Annotated in this window: 11 protein-coding genes; 7 read left to right on the top strand and 4 right to left on the bottom strand. The window is 46.3% G+C overall.

Annotated features, from left to right (window positions below; all coding sequences use genetic code 11):
* Positions 1-75 precede the first annotated feature (75 nt).
* Positions 76-657, top strand: coding sequence for a hypothetical protein (locus tag NYR53_RS28625; protein ID WP_261302461.1), 582 nt, complete (start codon positions 76-78; stop codon positions 655-657).
* Here NYR53_RS28625 and NYR53_RS28620 read toward each other — a convergent pair.
* Positions 628-1,269, bottom strand: coding sequence for a helix-turn-helix domain-containing protein (locus tag NYR53_RS28620; protein WP_261302460.1), 642 nt, complete (start codon positions 1,267-1,269; stop codon positions 628-630). The genes NYR53_RS28625 and NYR53_RS28620 overlap by 30 nt on opposite strands.
* A 197-nt stretch (positions 1,270-1,466) precedes the next feature.
* Between NYR53_RS28620 and sigI the strand changes: the two genes are divergently transcribed.
* On the top strand, positions 1,467-2,246 hold the full coding sequence (gene sigI / locus NYR53_RS28615) for an RNA polymerase sigma factor SigI (protein ID WP_261302459.1): 780 nt from the start codon (positions 1,467-1,469) through the stop codon (positions 2,244-2,246).
* Positions 2,247-2,275: 29 nt separating this feature from the next.
* Positions 2,276-3,610, top strand: a complete 1,335-nt coding sequence (locus tag NYR53_RS28610; RefSeq protein WP_261302458.1) for an anti-sigma factor domain-containing protein — start codon at positions 2,276-2,278, stop codon at positions 3,608-3,610.
* 124 nt (positions 3,611-3,734) lie between these two features.
* Here the strand turns inward: NYR53_RS28610 and NYR53_RS28605 are convergent, their stop codons facing one another.
* Positions 3,735-4,895, bottom strand: a complete 1,161-nt coding sequence (locus NYR53_RS28605) for a PepSY-associated TM helix domain-containing protein (RefSeq protein ID WP_261302457.1) — start codon at positions 4,893-4,895, stop codon at positions 3,735-3,737.
* A 234-nt stretch (positions 4,896-5,129) separates the two neighbouring features.
* Between NYR53_RS28605 and NYR53_RS28600 the strand changes: the two genes are divergently transcribed.
* Together NYR53_RS28600 and NYR53_RS28595 are read left to right on the top strand one after the other, a co-directional pair.
* Complete coding sequence (locus NYR53_RS28600) at positions 5,130-6,143, top strand: aldo/keto reductase (RefSeq protein ID WP_261302456.1); 1,014 nt, start codon at positions 5,130-5,132, stop codon at positions 6,141-6,143.
* Between the two features lie 110 nt (positions 6,144-6,253).
* Positions 6,254-7,762, top strand: a complete 1,509-nt coding sequence (locus NYR53_RS28595; protein ID WP_261302455.1) for a leucyl aminopeptidase — start codon at positions 6,254-6,256, stop codon at positions 7,760-7,762.
* Between the two features lie 253 nt (positions 7,763-8,015).
* Here the strand turns inward: NYR53_RS28595 and NYR53_RS28590 are convergent, their stop codons facing one another.
* The gene (locus NYR53_RS28590) at positions 8,016-8,573 is read right to left on the bottom strand and encodes a hypothetical protein (RefSeq protein ID WP_261302454.1); all 558 of its coding nucleotides are present in this window, start codon (positions 8,571-8,573) and stop codon (positions 8,016-8,018) included.
* A 125-nt stretch (positions 8,574-8,698) separates the two neighbouring features.
* On the opposite strand from NYR53_RS28590, the gene NYR53_RS28585 reads away from it, so the two are divergent.
* Together NYR53_RS28585 and NYR53_RS28580 are read left to right on the top strand one after the other, a co-directional pair.
* Entirely contained in the window at positions 8,699-9,982 is a 1,284-nt protein-coding gene (locus tag NYR53_RS28585; RefSeq protein ID WP_261302453.1) for an MFS transporter, read from the top strand.
* Positions 9,982-10,902, top strand: coding sequence for a Gfo/Idh/MocA family protein (locus NYR53_RS28580; RefSeq protein ID WP_261306557.1), 921 nt, complete (start codon positions 9,982-9,984; stop codon positions 10,900-10,902). Before NYR53_RS28585 ends, NYR53_RS28580 begins: the two co-directional genes overlap by 1 nt.
* Before the next feature lie 165 nt (positions 10,903-11,067).
* On the opposite strand, the gene NYR53_RS28575 is transcribed toward NYR53_RS28580, so the two are convergent.
* Entirely contained in the window at positions 11,068-16,119 is a 5,052-nt protein-coding gene (locus NYR53_RS28575; RefSeq protein WP_261302452.1) for an OmpL47-type beta-barrel domain-containing protein, read from the bottom strand.
* Positions 16,120-16,162: the final 43 nt, after the last annotated feature.

Genomic DNA, 16,162 nt, shown 5'->3' with positions numbered 1-16,162 from the left:
AAGGCATAGAAATGAGGGAACGCGTATTTGTTTACATGGGTGAAATTTATCCTAACCTGCATTGATTTTGTACCTATGATTTTATTCGCATTATTACTATTCAGACAAAGAGTGAAACCCTATTGGATACAAATAACGCTCGCTGCACTCGCAGGAACGATGGTCGCTTATTTTGACAATTGGCCTTTATTATACGTTTGTATTATTTGTGCGCTGCTTATGATGGTTTGGAAATTTAGCCTAGTACCGGCTTTAATTATGGCATTATCCGGATATATTCTGTCGGTCATCGTATCTACGATTGTTCTCTTTTGTTGTGATTTAACCGATTTCGCTGCTTATACAGATATCAAAGATGACTCGTTAACGACTAATTTGATATTACTTTTGACTATTATCGCGAAATGCGGCGTTCTTCTTGCTATTCATAAACTTCGGCTCGGATTTACTTTTCTCTCGAATTATACGAGAATTCCGCTTACTAGGGAAAATGCAGGCTTCTATCTCTTCATTGTTGTTGTTATTATTGGCATCACATACCGTCATTCTTATCCGGATAGCGTGCTAAGCGCGCTGATGCCGATCCAAATGCTAAGTATGGCGACTGTGCTCTTCATCTACGTCATGCTAGGTAAGGAACTTGGCTTTCAAAGATGAATGCCGGGGGCTAGATTCAGCATCCACAACAAACCCTGTATTGCGAGCCTCATACTCAAGAAGAATCTGGTGATATTTCTTTTGCGGCATAGCGGCGATGGTGACACTAGGACCTTCTTCATAGTCATTAAAATAAAGTTTGCCTTCTGAGGGGGCATACTTTTTTATTTTGTTCAGATTGACGAATAGATGCATGTCCAGTTTCACAAAATGGTGATCCGTTAATGCTTCTATGAAACTCGTGAACGCCACAAGAGATTCTACGTTCTCTTCCATGATCCCATCAGGCGAAACATATTGTATCGATTTGATACCAAACTCAACATACCAAACGTTATCTAAATGGATTTGAAAAGAAGTTTGCGAAGACGCAGCTTCTTCTAAATAACCTGCTTTTATAAGTAAATCTGTGTAAGGATATTGGTATGCTTGTGATAGCTTTCTCAAAGTGTCAGGGGATGGCTTGATGACGTCATTCGTGGTACGATTACGACCGAGCTCTAGATCCCTAATATAGGCATGAGACAAGCCGCTTTTACTTGCAACTTTACGCAAGGACAATTTACCTCGTAACGTCTCGAGAAACTTGCCAAAGTGATTGCCGGGTTCCAAATGAAACACCTCCCATGCCTTTAATTGTATAGGATTCATGGTCAAAATGAAACCGTGCATTAGGTTTTATTTGCCATTAGGTGCCCAATTGGACATCTATGGTATAATAAATTTACTTTTTATTTGTGTATGCATATAATTGTACCCCCCGAATTGTTATACATAGAGACGAAACTACTATACTGTGAGGTGGAACGGTGCTACTGGTACTATTCAAAAAGTTCCTTGGAAAGAAGGAATCCCATGGACAAAGTGAACCGCATGCCTCTTCCCTAGAGGTAACCATACATCAAATTCAAGCAGGAGACCTACGACTTAGGAACCAATTTATTGCTGACTACCAGCCCTATGTGGCAAAAGTTACGAGTAGGTTCTGCAAGCGATATATCGACCCTGCACGAGATGACGAATTCAGTATCGCATTAGCAGCGTTTAATGAAGCGATTAATCAGTATTCTTCCGTTATGGGGAGGTCTTTCCTAGGCTTCGCAGAAACGGTCATGCGGAGGAGATTAATTGATTTCTTACGCAAAGAACAGCGTTTCAAAGGACAGATTCCTTACAGCTCGTTCGATCAAGAAGATGATGAAGATAACCTACTCAATCCAATTGAGGTTCATCAAGCTATCGAAGCTTATGAAAAGCAAAAGGGACTTGAAGAACGGCGAAGTGAAATTATGGATTTTAGCCGATGTTTAAGTGATTTTGATATCGATTTCTCTGAATTGACAGAAGCATCCCCTAAACACGACGATTCCCGGCAAATGCTGTTCGGTATCGGCCGCACGCTAGCACAGGATGCAGAGCTTATGCGTACTCTTCTGACGAAACGGCAGCTGCCGATTAAAGAGCTGCTGGAGCAAGTCCAGGTTTCCCGGAAAACATTGGAGCGAAACCGTAAGTATTTGATTGCGATAGCTCTTATTTTTAACGGACCCTACCCTTACTTGCGAGATTATTTGCATATTCGAGAATGAGGAAAGCATAAAGAAAGGAAGAACAGCGCATGAACAAGGGAATCGTAATGGAAATAAGCGACAGCTCCATTATTGTCATGAATCCAGAGGGTCGGTTCGATAAGCTTCCGAGGGGAACGCGAAATTGTGAAGTTGGGGAAGAGATATTATACGCGCCCGTAAAGCGGCGAATGCGTGTACCGCAAATGGCAATTGTATCGGGACTGGCAGCGGCAATCGTACTATGCTTTGTCTTAGTATCAACGTTGACAGGAAGCGTTCCGGGTGGTCAAGTGGTTGCCTACGTAACCATTGATATCAATCCTAGTGTAGAAATAGGAATTGATAATGATGAAGTTGTACAGGATTTAATTGGGTTAAATTCTGATGGTGTTGATCTCATTCAAGCGTTAGTCTATAAGGGGAAGTCGTTAGAAGCTGTCACATCTGATATTTTAGACAAAGCCGAGCAGGGAGCACTTGCTAGAGGTGAAGGAGATATCATTATCAGCTCAACGATTGTAGAACAAAAAACGGATGTGAATGATCAGGAGATTGCCACAAAGCTGAAAGCTCAGGTCAGTAAGCATATCGAGCAAACTCATCCGGATCAAGTGAAAAATTATGAAGTGACCGCGTTCGCCGCCCCGCAGGAAGTAAGACAAGAGGCGAAGGCCAACGGTGTATCGGCCGGGAAGTACGCGATCTATTTAAATGCGGTAGACAATGGTGCGAAAGTATCTCTCGACGACATCAAAACGGTGTCGATTCATCAACTCGCGAAGGATAACGGCGGAATTGATAAATTAGTTAAGCCGAATAAACCGATTGATAAATCGTCTCTGCAAAGGCTAATCGCAGATGAAAAATCCGGGAAGCTCAGCGAGAAAATTCAGCAAATTCAGGATGAGAAATCGTCCAAAGACAAGAACAACGATAAAAATGATAAGAACGATAAAAATAACAATGGGAAGAACGGTAATAATGGCAAGGCTACGGTGAAACCAACACCGTCTTCGAAAAATGACAGGAACGACAATAATAATAAGAATGACAACAAGAACAACAACAAAAACGATAATAAGAACGATAAAAATGGCAATGATCGTAATAATGACAACAAATCATCGCCTAAACCGAACCGCTCGGATGATGACAATGAGGATGATTCGAAGAAAGAATCATCCTCAAAACCTAGAGCGACATCAACGCCAAAGCCTACTGAAAAACCTTCCGGTAAGCCAACAAGCTCAAGCAAACCAACGGATAAACCATCTGACAAGCAATCGCAGAAACCAAAATCAGATGATAGAAGCACCATTTTCCCTTGGAGCTGGAGTGATCGGAACAAAGACTCAAAAAACCACGATGATAACAAGGATTAGCAGGAGTTAAAAGAATAGAACAAGTACATATACAACTTAGAACGATACATAAAAACCTTAGATAAACACCCTAGGTATACTTCACTTTTTACGTGAAGCGCTGCCTAGGGTGTTTATGTATGTTTTATTCGGCAGAACTCATCGTGGGAGCCATTGCTTGTGGCGGAGATGTGTTGATACGGGAAGAGCTTTTACTTCTTCGGCGCGCTCTGGCTTTGAATTGCCAAATGACCAAACCTGTAATCATGAGGAGCAAGGGCATCATACCCATGAGGAAGCTCCCAATTCTTACAGGTGCACCACCCCAAGCTGCGAAATGCAAACCTCTTTTCCAAGCACTGTAAAACGCCATCGGAGCATTTGGGTTGGTTTTACCTAAAATTTCGCCGGTATAAGGGTCTTCATAGACATTCACATTGCTGGAACCACTCGGACTATAGCCTTCTTTCATTGCTAACTGATAAGTTTGATCAGGCTTTGTGGGCAATTGAATTCGGATCAGCTTATGGTTAGGAAATCGTTCTAGCGCATTTTGAACGATGGTGTCAACCGAAAGCGGTGAACCGTTCATCTTTGTAGTTTTGCTCCAAGAGGTGGCTACTTCGGTTTTGGTCGACAATCCGAACCATCCAAGCACATATTTATCAAGTTGATATGCCGTACCTGTGAGGGCGAATACGAGAAGGAAAGGAATGGTTACAATACCTACTGTTTTATGTAGACCTAGATTCAGGGCAAGCTTACCTTTGTTTCGAATAATTCGGAAGCCAAGAGCGAATTTGCGAAGGCCGGGCCACCATAGATAAGCACCTGTGACTAGAATGATGATGAGACCAATACCTATGAAGCCGACGATGATGGAAGCATTAGCTTTACCAAGTACATCCTGAGCAAGTAAATAACGATGTATTTGCAGAACCTTCGTAAAGAAGACATTTCTATTAGGTCCTACAGGCCCAAGTACATGGGCGGAACCTGGATCAACGTAAACATTTTGCGTCGAAGCTTTGCCATTCACATCTTTGGATAGTCTTACCTGATAAAGACCATCTCCTGTTGGAAGATCGATTCGATCCATTTTGAACCCTGGAAAAGCTTGCTCCACACTCTGCTGAACGTCGAGCAGCAGGGCATGACCGGGCGTAGGTTTATAAAGCTGTGGATGTAGCCATTTCTCAACATCATTTTCAATGACAAGCAGACTGCCTGTCGTACAGATGACAACAATGAATAAGCCTAGAAGCAAACTTATCCATAGATGAATTTGTAAAAATAATTTACGCATAATGACCCCTTCCAACAACTGAGAATGATTATCAAAATCATGAATCTGTTTAGAATGATAATGATTATCACTTTCATTGTCAATACATTTATGGCTAGCAAAGTGCGATTGCTGGTTTTAATTTTGTGATAGCGGTTACAATTACCTACTTCATGGAATCTAGGACCGAGTTGTATTACAATAGTTGTAAGCGCAATTATGATTGATTTTCTTAGTTGGAGGGAGATTTTGGGTTTGAGATATTCAACTTTCGGTAAATCCGGTTACAACGTTTCATCACTTGGATTTGGTGCTATGAATCTTCCAGGTGTACCTCTAGAACAAGCAAGAGAAGCATTGAACTACGCCTTAGATCACGGCATTAATTATATCGATACGGCAGCAGCATACCGGAATAGTGAGGAAATTATCGGCGAATGCATCTCCCATCGCAGACAGGAGTATTTTCTAGCGACGAAGACAGGGGCACGTGATTACGAGACGGCGAAAGCAGAGATTGAACGAAGCTTGGTTCGTATGAAAACAGACCATGTAGATCTACTGCAAATTCACTACGTGAACTATGTGAGTGAGTTTAAGAAAGCGATGGATATTGGTGGTGCCTATGAAGCTGCTCTTGAGGCTCAGCGGGAAGGGAAAGTGCGATTTATCGGCATTTCCGGACACCGTCCGGATTTACTTGCGAAATGGATCGCCAAAGGACAATTTTCGCAGATATTGTTTCATCTCAATTTGGCACAGCCGTTTGCACTTGATGAGCTGATTCCCAAAGCGACGGAGATGGATTTAATGAAAGTGGCGATGAAGCCTTTGTCCGGCGGGTTCATTCAACCGGTTGATCGTGCCATTCGCTATCCATACAGTCAAGACGTGCATGTGACGATCTCTGGGATGGTGAGCATCAAGGAAGTGCAAGAGAACTTGGCTGCACAGGAGCAGGAAGTAGGAGACGAGGAGCGCCAGGAGCTGGAACAATTGGCTATAGAGCTAGGTCAACACGATTGCAGACGCTGCAATTATTGTTCATGCCCGCTCGAAATCTCAATACCAGATGTGATGATTGCAAGTAGATTCAGAGAGAAATTCGGGTTGCTGCCGAAGGGTGACGGATTTTTCCAAAGACAAAAGGATAGAATAATAGGCTGTGCAGACCATGATCCATGCAAAGAGAAACCGCTTTGCGAAGAGAAGTGTCCTTACCAGCTGCCGATGCAGTCGGTGGTGCAGAAGGCCGCATCTTTTTATTAAGTTGAGAGACGATAGATACTGCAGAAAAGAACAAAAATTACAGAAAAGAACAAAAACTACAGAATAGAACAGAAACTGCAGATACTACATGAAGGTAAGGAGAATTACTTATGTTTGTTAAAATAACAGATGTAACGACTGGCGTATTTACGTCGTTGATGGATAATGAAACGGGGGCAGACGCCATCCTCCTCTGCCTAAGTGAAGCTGAGCTGCGCCAGGACGATGTCCTGGGACTACCGCAGCTTGATCAGGCCCTTGAGCGCATGCGCGCAAAGGGCCTATTCACGGGCGCCTCAGGCGAGCTCGAGGCGCTGCCGACCCACGGGCTGCTGCCGTACGCGTACGTGTTCGTTGCGGGGCTCGGCCCCGCAGCGTCACGCGATACGCTGCGCGCAGCCGCGGTGTTCGCAGCGCGCAAAGCGCTCGCGCTGCAGTTCGAACACTTGGCGCTGAAGCTGCCAAGCGGGTTCGACAGCCGGTCAGCCGCCTCGGCGCTGACCGAAGGGCTGCTCCTCGGTACGTACCGCATCGCGGCGTACCGCAAGAACGAGCCTGCGCGCGCGGAGCTGCGCCAGGCGGTACTGCTGACAGAAGCGGCTGCGGATGCAGCGCTTCTGGAGGGGGCGATCGCAGCCGCTGAGGCGGTTGCGGAGGGCACGAACTATGCCCGGGATCTCACGAACCTCCCGGGCAATAGGCTCATTCCGGCTTCCATCGCAGAGGAAGCCGTTCGGCTCGCCCAGCACTACGGCTTCGCTTGCGAAGTGCTGGACGAGCACGAGATAGCCGCCCGCGGGATGGGCGGCCTTGCCGCGGTTGGCGCAGGCAGCGTCAACCCGCCCCGCATGATCACCCTGCAGTATAAGGGTGATCCGGACTCCGCCGACGTGCTGGGCCTCGTCGGCAAGGGCGTGACCTTCGATACCGGCGGGATCTCGATGAAGAAGCCCGACGGCATGGAAGAAATGATCAGCGATATGGGCGGAGCCGCCACACTGCTCGGTGCCCTGCATGTCGTCGGTCAACTGAAGCCGAAAGTGAACCTTGTCGTGGTTATCCCTACGGCGGAGAACATGACGTCTGGCTCTGCCTATCGCCCCGGCGATATCGTGACAATGCTCAGCGGACATTCCGTGGAAGTATTGAATACTGATGCAGAAGGCCGTATTATATTGGCCGATGGCTTGACCTACGCCAAGCAGCTGGGAGCAAATCGCCTGATTGATGTTGCAACACTAACGGGAGCCATCTTAATCTGCTTCGCCGATGTCGCGACTGGCGCTGTTACGAACGATGACGAGTTCCTGAAACCACTTCTCCAAGCAGCCTCGGCGGCTGGAGAAAAAGTATGGCAGCTGCCAAACTATCCAGAGTATCGCGCTATGCTGAAAAGTGATGTCGCAGATATCAAGAATGCGACTTCATCCGATCGCTGGGCAGGAGCCATTACAGCAGGTCTGTTCATCGGCTACTTTGCTGAAGAAACGCCTTGGATCCATCTGGATACAGGCGGAACGGCTTGGTTATGGTCGGCCAAAGGCATCGAACCCAAAGGTGGAACAGGTGTCATGGTTCGTACTTTAGCGGCTTATCTGTGCGGGGACGAACTTAACTAGTCTTTTGCTTGCAGCAAATAGAAGCTCCTAAAGGCTCTTATATACAGAAGAATGGAAGAAATCGGCATCATCTGATGAGGATAGAAGTCTTCAAAGACTCTTATTTGGAGGTTTTCACACGATTTTCTCTAAATAACAGCCTCTGGAGACTCCTAACTGGAAGCAACACAAAAAAAATCACCTGTCAATCGAGTTACCGCCAGCCAAATGATTGGCAGGTCATAACTCAAGACAGGTGTTTTTTTTAATCTTCCTAGGCGCCAATACTTTGTCCAGCCGAAGCTGATTGATTAACAGGCCCTTGAAGCAATTCATTCACGTCGGACATCCGAATGACCAGACGGTTGATTTCATCTGTCGTATAAGAGAGATGCTCGGTGCGCTGTTCAAGCTGCGCTAAGGAAATGCCGATCCAATTTTTCTTGCGTCGATGTAGAAATAGATCATATTTTAACACCGTCATTGTGGCGGCGAGGGGATCTGGCTTGATGTAGACATCTTTCATGATATCTTCCATATTGAAAAAGAGCTTCCCACGCTTCCATCTAACATACCCTGGCTGAAACAAGATAACTAGAAAATCAGAATCAGCCTTGTCCTTGTTCTCCATTGTAATCAATCTTACAGCACCTTTAGCTTGATTCGGCTTAATGAACTGATTAGAGCGAATATCGGGAAGGAAAGGAACAATGAGGAGCGGACATACGCTGGCGATATACAAATAAATGGTTGACTGGAACATAAGAGAGAGTACAATGAAAATCAAAAAGAGTAATGAGCTTGTGATAAGACCAAAATGTTTTGGTTTCATAATATTTGGGTGATCCCGCCTGACATGATAGATTAGGTAGTCAGTCCTATTTTACCATAAGCGCCCTATAGTTTGTAAACTTTAAGATCAGTCATTCATCATAAGAATTACATCAGGAGGCGAGTATGGTAATGAAAATTGCGGGTTATTTACGTAAACCAAGGAAGAAAGTATCCTCCTACCGTAGAAGTCTGCTCATCGCAACGTTGGAGGGATTTCCGGCGGTTATTATTTTCCAGCTCCTTGGCGGTCCGTTTCTAACGGGTTATTTGCTTTATTTAGGAGCGACTTCAACTGAAATTGGTTTGGTGTTGGCTATTACAACCGTCGTCAATATCATTCAAATCGGGATGGCTGTGGTCATGCAAAAATTCAGAAACCGCAAACGAATGCTCCTTATATTTGCTTCCTCACACCGATTGCTTTGGACCTCTGTGGGCTTGATTCCTTTTTTATTTCCCAAAGATCTGTGGGTTGTCATGTATATTGTGCTTTATACGGCTGCCCATTTGGGAAATGCCGCGGGTGGAATCGTTTGGACCTCATTGATTAGCGATGCCGTGCCGGGTCCGGTTCGAGGACGATATTTTGGACTTCGCAACACGATATTAGGCGGGGTAAGTTCACTTGCTCTTTTCATTGGCGGACAAATATTAGATCGTTATCCAGGCGGGCAAGGCTTTAACTATTTATTTATCATTTGCAGCGTTTGTGTGGTGTTAAATATACTGGCCTTCGGTTTATATCCGAATCCACCCTTCGAGCCATCTACGGCATCGAATCCGGTAGGGATGATTGGGAAGCCATTGAAAGATCGCGCTTTTCTTAAAGCGATTCTCTTTTTGGCTTTGTTTTTATTCGTGCAAGGGGTAACCGTGCCGCTCTTCTCTTATGTCATGCTCAAGCTGATGAAAATTAATTATGAAACCGTCTCGTTAATTACGGTCGTTCATACCGTAGTCATGATGGCTAGTTACTATGTATGGGGCAATCTAAATGTGCGATACTCGGCTCAAACCTTGCTGCTGTGGTCCTTACCGATCATTGCGCTAGCTTGTTTATTATGGGGAGCGATTGCTTTCATTCCAGCGGTTGTTGTTCTGTATGCCGTTCATATCGTTCTTGGCGTTGGGCTGGGTGGGTTTAATCAGATGGTGTTCACGTTTACGATTGGCGACACACCGAAGAGCGAACGTCCGATGTATATTGCTACTTATTCAGCTATTACCGGCTTTGCCGCTTTCTTGGGGCCAATTTTTGGCGGAAAAGTATATGCCCTGATCACGGATACCCCGATGTGGGTGCAAATCTATGGTGTTTCTACTCTGGTTGGCGCTGTTTTACTTGTACTTGGACTGGTGGTTGGACGTATGGTTCTGGGAAAACAAATGAGGAGTGAAGCATTGTGATGAAGAAAAGAATTGGATTAATTGGTCTAGGTGATATCGCACAAAAAGTGTATCTGCCTCTTTTATCAATCAACGAGCAAGTGGAAATTGCAGGAGTTATGAGCCAGGCCCCGGCGACGGTAGAACGGATGCAGGCAAAGTATCGCATTCCTTACGGGACAACGAATTTAGATGAGCTTCTTTCACATGAGCTGGATGCTGTTTTCGTACATAGTCCTACATCTACCCATTATGATATGGTGATGAAAAGTATAGAACAGGGTGTAGCTGTTTATGTAGATAAACCGTTATCCTACGATTGGGCACAATCCACCCAGATGGCTTCTTATGCGGAGCGAAAAGGCGTTTTGCTGGCAGCGGGGTTTAACCGCAGATTTGCTCCCCTTTATATCGAGGCTAAGCAATGGCTGCAGGAGGCAGGCGGCTTCGATTGGTGTTCAGCCGTCAAGCACCGTATCAAGCAGCAAGGTCATAGCGCCAAAGAGACGTTGTATGATGACCTGATTCACATGCTGGACCTATTGTTATGGCTTGGAGAGAGTCCGTATGAAGTGAGTACATACAATCAACAAGTCGATGAAGCAGGCAGATTGCTCCACGCGTCAGGGACGTTGGCATTCGGCTCTTCACTAGGCAATTACAGTATGGTTAGGCTTGCTGGTATTGATTTGGAAAAAGTGGAGTTGCACGGCAGCGGCCGATCGGTAGAAGTAACGAACCTGGAGTCAGCCGTTTTTTATGAAAAAGGTGCCGCGCCGCGCGTACGCTCCTTCGGCAGCTGGGACACGGTGCTTGAAAGACGGGGCTTTGCTGGTGTCGTTCAGCATTTCCTGAACAGCTTGGACAATCCGAATGCTTGCAGCATCCGTGGAGACCTTGTTCTCGAGTCGCATCAATTAGTGGAACGATTGTCTGTATAGATTGGAGGACTAATCGGCGTTTTTGTTTTGAAGCGTAGTTTTTCGTCCAAATAGAGGATCGACGTTCCCTCGCAGGAAATTTTTGGTTGCCGTAGCATCTTACAGCAAAAGGGAAAGAGGCATATCATCCAAAAATGACTTTGGATGATATGCCTCTTCTTATTTTCACTTCCCTAGCTTTTGCTGCAAGTATAGAACAGCATCCTGAAGCTGCTTGGCGGTCGTACTATCCATATACTTGCCATCTTTGATGACAGCATCAAAGATAGTCTGATCTTTAAGCTGACTTTGGTTTAGCAGTTTCTGAAACTGTGCAACCTTGTTCTGCAAGCTGTTATAAGTGCTTTGATTTGGAAAATATCCTAGATTCCATAATAAACGGAGCAGATCGTCCAAATGGTCGAGATCCATGACCACCTTCAATACAAAGGTACGTACCGTCGTATTGCCCGCGCTATCTGCTGCCGTTACTTCAATCGTGTGCTGACCAAGCCACAAGCTGAGCGGTTGGAGGTTAATGTTAGGGCTAACAACGGCACCGTCCAGTTTGACCACAGATGAGGCCACGCCACTTAAAGCATCTGTGATACTAACATTCAATACAATCGGATCCGTCCAAAATACAGTTAAAGGACCGGCAATGTTGATTTCAGGAGCTTGCGGATCGAAGCGTACCTCCGTAGAATGACCAGCTTCCTGATTGCCTGCCGCATCAACACTGTAATAGTGTATCGTGTTCACACCGTAAGTGTTTACCGTAACCGAGGTTCCGGGAGTGTCGGTTCCCCCATTTAGGATGTAAAAGGTCTGTTGTACACCGCTCAAAGCATCATAAGCGGCTAATGTGACGGTTTGCGGCGTGCGCTGCCACCCTGATAATGAATTATGCGTGGTAGCAGGAGCCGTTTTATCGATGCCTATAATCAAATCTTTGGGCACTTCTTCGTTATTCGTCACATCAATCGAGTGGTACTGAATTTGATGCACCCCTTCATCGGTGAAGGTGACCGGCTGAGTTGTGACTGGTTGCCATGTTCCACCCTGAATTCGGTATTCTGTCCGCTTGATTCCAACACCAATAGTCGGATGTACGGCTGTAAACGTAACATGCACATCTTGTTTGTTGAAGGTGCCTGCCCCCGTTGCACCGTCTGCTGTGGCTGTTGTTACTGGAGGGGTGACATTTCGCTTCTTCACTTCGAATGTAATCTCCTTGGTATTGTTCGTGCGATCCATCTCAGTGAAACGTCCGATATCATTGATATTGACGCTTAATTGGTAGGTGGCTTCTCCATTTGGCACTTCCCAATACCCATTTTCACCTCCTGCGTTCGTATAGAGTGTTGCACTGCCACCTACTGGGATGGATTGATTATACGTATCCGTGTAGCCGAAAGAACCGCCGTTCAAACCAAATACGGCCCCCGTTATTTTGCCGTCTGGGGTTGGGAGAATACCGACATTTTTCACCGTAACATAGAAACGAATTCCCGTTTGCCCCGCATACGGATTTGCTGGATCTGTTCCAAGGTCTGTTACTATAAGATCGGGGCCAGGTGTTAAAGGCTGGCGTTCCAAACTCAAAAACTCGAACGATTGATGGATGATCCGGCCGTTTTTAGCGACTACTTTGATGATATGGTTGGCCATAGGGAGACCCGTTTTTTCGAAAACAACCTTCTTCGCGCCTTGCGTGTTTGCTGTTTTCAAATCCACAGTTGCCTGTAGGACATCATCGATATACACATCAGCCTCGCCTAAAGTAGCCTCAATATCGGAATACCAACGGATTCCCGTCCCTTTAAAGCCCATAGCTGTGTAATCGCCCGGCGTTGTCGTTTCATGAAGATTGGCCCCATTGGCGCCGAGAGCGAAGGTAGGAGCGGAATAATACATATTCGTACTGGAATGAATGACATTCGTCCAGAGGGCTTGAGGCGTTTCATCCAAGATGCCTTCTTTCAGCTCGAACCAATCGAAGTAAGCGAACACATTATCGGTGCTCTTGACGATGGACAGCACCAGGTTGCTTATGTCCGCTGGCATCATGACGTTATATTCGATTGTTGTATAGACGTTAGGCTCTGTTCCCGGCAAATCCAGCGTTCGAATCAGCTGATTGTCGATAACAAGATTGACCTTTTTGTTCGCGGCCGAACTATATTTAAGCTTAAGAATATAATTGGTATTGGCTTTTACAGGCGGTTTCAGCATGTTCATTCGTCCTTGTGTAAAGTACATGCCGACGAATGTGCCATGATGGGTCACTCCTTCCAGCTCCGTTTGCTCCGCTTCAACATGCAAAGCTCCCGTAGGCGCAGTGGTAAAAGGAGAGGCCGGCAAGGTTAAGGAGGATATGGCTAAAGGATCGCTAGGTACGGATTCGTTGCCTGAGTCATCATAAGCAATCAGCGTATACAAGTGGGCGCTTTCCGGTCTAACATCTTGGTGCGAATAACGGGTTACGGCTTTCGGCAGCTTAGCGAGCAGTACGCCGTTATCATAGAGCTTATATCCGGTGACTTCTGAATTATCCGTAGAAGGCTGCCAAGTCAGCTTGATTTGTTTGTACGAAACGGCCCGTGCTTGCAGCGTAGGCTTGCTTGGTGCTGAATGTTCTAAAGGGGTCAAAATAAACTGCACGGCTTCACCGGGCTGGAGCGTTTCCGATAATTGTGCGCCCGAAGCGGCGTCAATGGTCGTAAAACTGCGAGCAGCCGCATACGTGTTGCCTGCGCCAAAGCGTTCTGCCGCATACTGGGCGTTAGTAGGCAGTGTAACATGGACGTTCATCGTGACCGGTGTCGTTTCAAAATTAACAAAATTGAGCAGAATTTTATTGGATTTTGCTCCTGTATTACTTACACCATGACTCGAGGTATCCACCGCACGGAAATAAGCTTTTTTCCCGGCAAGCTCGCTCTGATTTGTATACTCATAAGGAAGCGGTTTGCCATGCGTACTGTAGGCTAGCGCTAAGCGGCGAAAAACCTTCAAACGCGTTTCATCGGGATCACTCGTGTTGATCCACGCTTCGGCATCATCAGCGGATTTCATCACGATGTCCTCTTTGAGCAAGCTGTATTCTCGGAAGTAAGCCGCATGCTGCATGATGTAATCGAGGTAGCCGATGGTACTGCGCGTTTCCCGATCAAAGATGGATGCAAAACGGTGTGTGAATGTATCGTACCGGTTATTGTCGGTATGAAAATCATTAGCTCCCGTTTCACTCATCATCATCGGCTTTGCTAATCCGTCACCCTGATACTCAGGATAAGTCTTTAACGTCTCAACGAGAGCGCCTCCCTCACCGCTCGAGATTCCGCTTAAGGTATAGCTGTGGCCGTTCGTCATATCGGTATAGTCTTCAATCTGTCTGCGGTAGGCAGGATCACGCTCCCAACCATCGGGGATTCCTTTGGTGGGCCAGTAAGCCCAACCTGGGGAAACCGCTTTCAACCAAGGGTTTAGCAAAGGTTTCTGCTCACTAACATATTTGGCAAGAGCCAAGTCGGCGGCAAAGGCATTGTTGAACACGCCGGGTTCATTATCAAGCTCCAAGTATTCGAACAAATCCCCATTTTCTGCAATGAGATTGTTGTAGTACTCTTTGAGCTTCTCAGGGACAACCCCCGAAGAAAGTTCAGGATCCTTGATATAGGCTCCGAATGGCAGAAGAACGGGTGCCAAATTCAAATCACGCAAGGCAGTCAACCATTCCCGCGAGAATTGACTGGAACGAATGACGTTTCCGCTGTAGGCGAGTCCAAGCCATTTCGTTACTTCCATCGTTTGCAGATCGCGGTCTTTCAACACATGTGAAACAAGCGCTGTTCCTAGATGGGTATACCGCCCATGAATCGGTTCCGCAGCCGGAGCTCCTAATGCCTCAAGTTTGGCATAATCCCATTCAAACCAATGATAGTCATCACCTTCAGTTCCTGCATACAAGCCTCGATCCAAAGATAGCTTCAATTCATTAGATCCAACTTTCAGCATTTCCTTCGGGATATAAAGCTCGTAGGTTTCTTTAAATTTCCGAGTTGTATTTCCTCCGCTCAAGCCGACAATTTGGATTAAACCGGCCATGGTATCATTGGAAAATACAGCTAATTGCGGAACGGATACATACGCATCCAAGCTCCTGAAGCTGAACTGCACGCCATGCTCCGGGATCGCAGACAAGTTGTAAGTAATAACCATAGAACCGTTGCGGTTAAGCTTTAGTCCTTTAGATACCGAACTCCAATCTGTGCGAGTGGACCAGTCGGAAGGAAGGCTGAAGGACTCGATGGGTGTTGATTTATAATCGCTAAATTCAGTCGACAGCTGATTATCAAGCCCGATTTTCCAAAGCATCGTATAAACCGGCGCAGGCTGTTCCACGGTAGTTAGCGTGTAAAAGGCGGTTGAATACAGGATCTTTCCGGCAGGCTGCGCTGTCGTTTCTTTCAACCGAACTTGTATTTGTCCCGTTGTGTAATTGATATTGTCCAGTTGAAGCGGGTTCGTTATTACGGTTTGCCAAGTGTAACCGCGATCTGTGCTGTATTCATAGTCAGCGATATTCGCATAACCAGGAACGGGCGTCCACCCAAACGTATTCGCTGTGTCGTCCTGCACAGGATTTGTCGGTGCATCAGGCAGCACATAAGGTGTCAGGTAAGTGCCAGGTATCACCTGTTGGGCAATGCCCGGTCCTTGCCAGGCGACAGCCAAATTGTCATTCGAGGTGTTTTCTTTGTGCAGCGCCTCGATATAATATCTTTTCCCGCTGGATAGCGGAATGATCACAGATTTCTGAGTTGGGGATTTCTCCCACTCTCTGGGCTTGGCGAAGACGGTATTAGACGCTATCTTCTCTTTGTGCGCAGGATCGCCATCCGGACTCAGCCATAGCTCGGAGCTGTCATCTGCTGCAATCCAGAAGGTGTAGCCTCCGCTGACCGGCGGCGTCAGAAAACCGTAAATGCGAGAACCATAAAGATCCCCCGTATTGTTCGGTGTCTCGAAGTTAGCGAGTAACCTCGAACCCGTTGGAGGCGTCTTTAATGGAATCTGTTCTACTTTACCGCCAGGAATATTGTTCCAATAGTCCTGAGTAATACCTGTTCCCGCAGCCAAAGCACGATAAGCTGGAAAGAGCGGGAGCAGTGAGACAATGATTGCCGACAGAAGGATTGAAACAAGGAGTTTTGACTTGTGTAGGGATCTCATAATTACCTCCAGGTTAATGAGATTATCAATAGGATTCCCTAAT

It is taken from the genome of Paenibacillus andongensis, assembly GCF_025369935.1.
Lineage (GTDB): Bacteria > Bacillota > Bacilli > Paenibacillales > NBRC-103111 > Paenibacillus_E > Paenibacillus_E andongensis.
The sequence above is the reverse complement of the archived record's forward strand: the minus strand, read 5'-3'. Positions and strand labels throughout refer to the sequence as shown.

Excerpts from the sequence above, each read along its gene's own strand:
- NYR53_RS28625 (WP_261302461.1), top strand. The coding sequence starts at position 76 with ATGATTTTATTCGCATTATTACTATTCAGACAAAGAGTGAAACCCTAT.
- NYR53_RS28610 (WP_261302458.1), top strand. The coding sequence starts at position 2,276 with ATGAACAAGGGAATCGTAATGGAAATAAGCGACAGCTCCATTATTGTC.
- NYR53_RS28605 (WP_261302457.1), bottom strand. The coding sequence starts at position 4,895 with ATGCGTAAATTATTTTTACAAATTCATCTATGGATAAGTTTGCTTCTA.
- NYR53_RS28595 (WP_261302455.1), top strand. The coding sequence starts at position 6,254 with ATGTTTGTTAAAATAACAGATGTAACGACTGGCGTATTTACGTCGTTG.
- NYR53_RS28590 (WP_261302454.1), bottom strand. The coding sequence starts at position 8,573 with ATGAAACCAAAACATTTTGGTCTTATCACAAGCTCATTACTCTTTTTG.
- NYR53_RS28585 (WP_261302453.1), top strand. The coding sequence starts at position 8,699 with ATGGTAATGAAAATTGCGGGTTATTTACGTAAACCAAGGAAGAAAGTA.
- NYR53_RS28580 (WP_261306557.1), top strand. The coding sequence starts at position 9,982 with ATGAAGAAAAGAATTGGATTAATTGGTCTAGGTGATATCGCACAAAAA.
- NYR53_RS28575 (WP_261302452.1), bottom strand. The coding sequence starts at position 16,119 with ATGAGATCCCTACACAAGTCAAAACTCCTTGTTTCAATCCTTCTGTCG.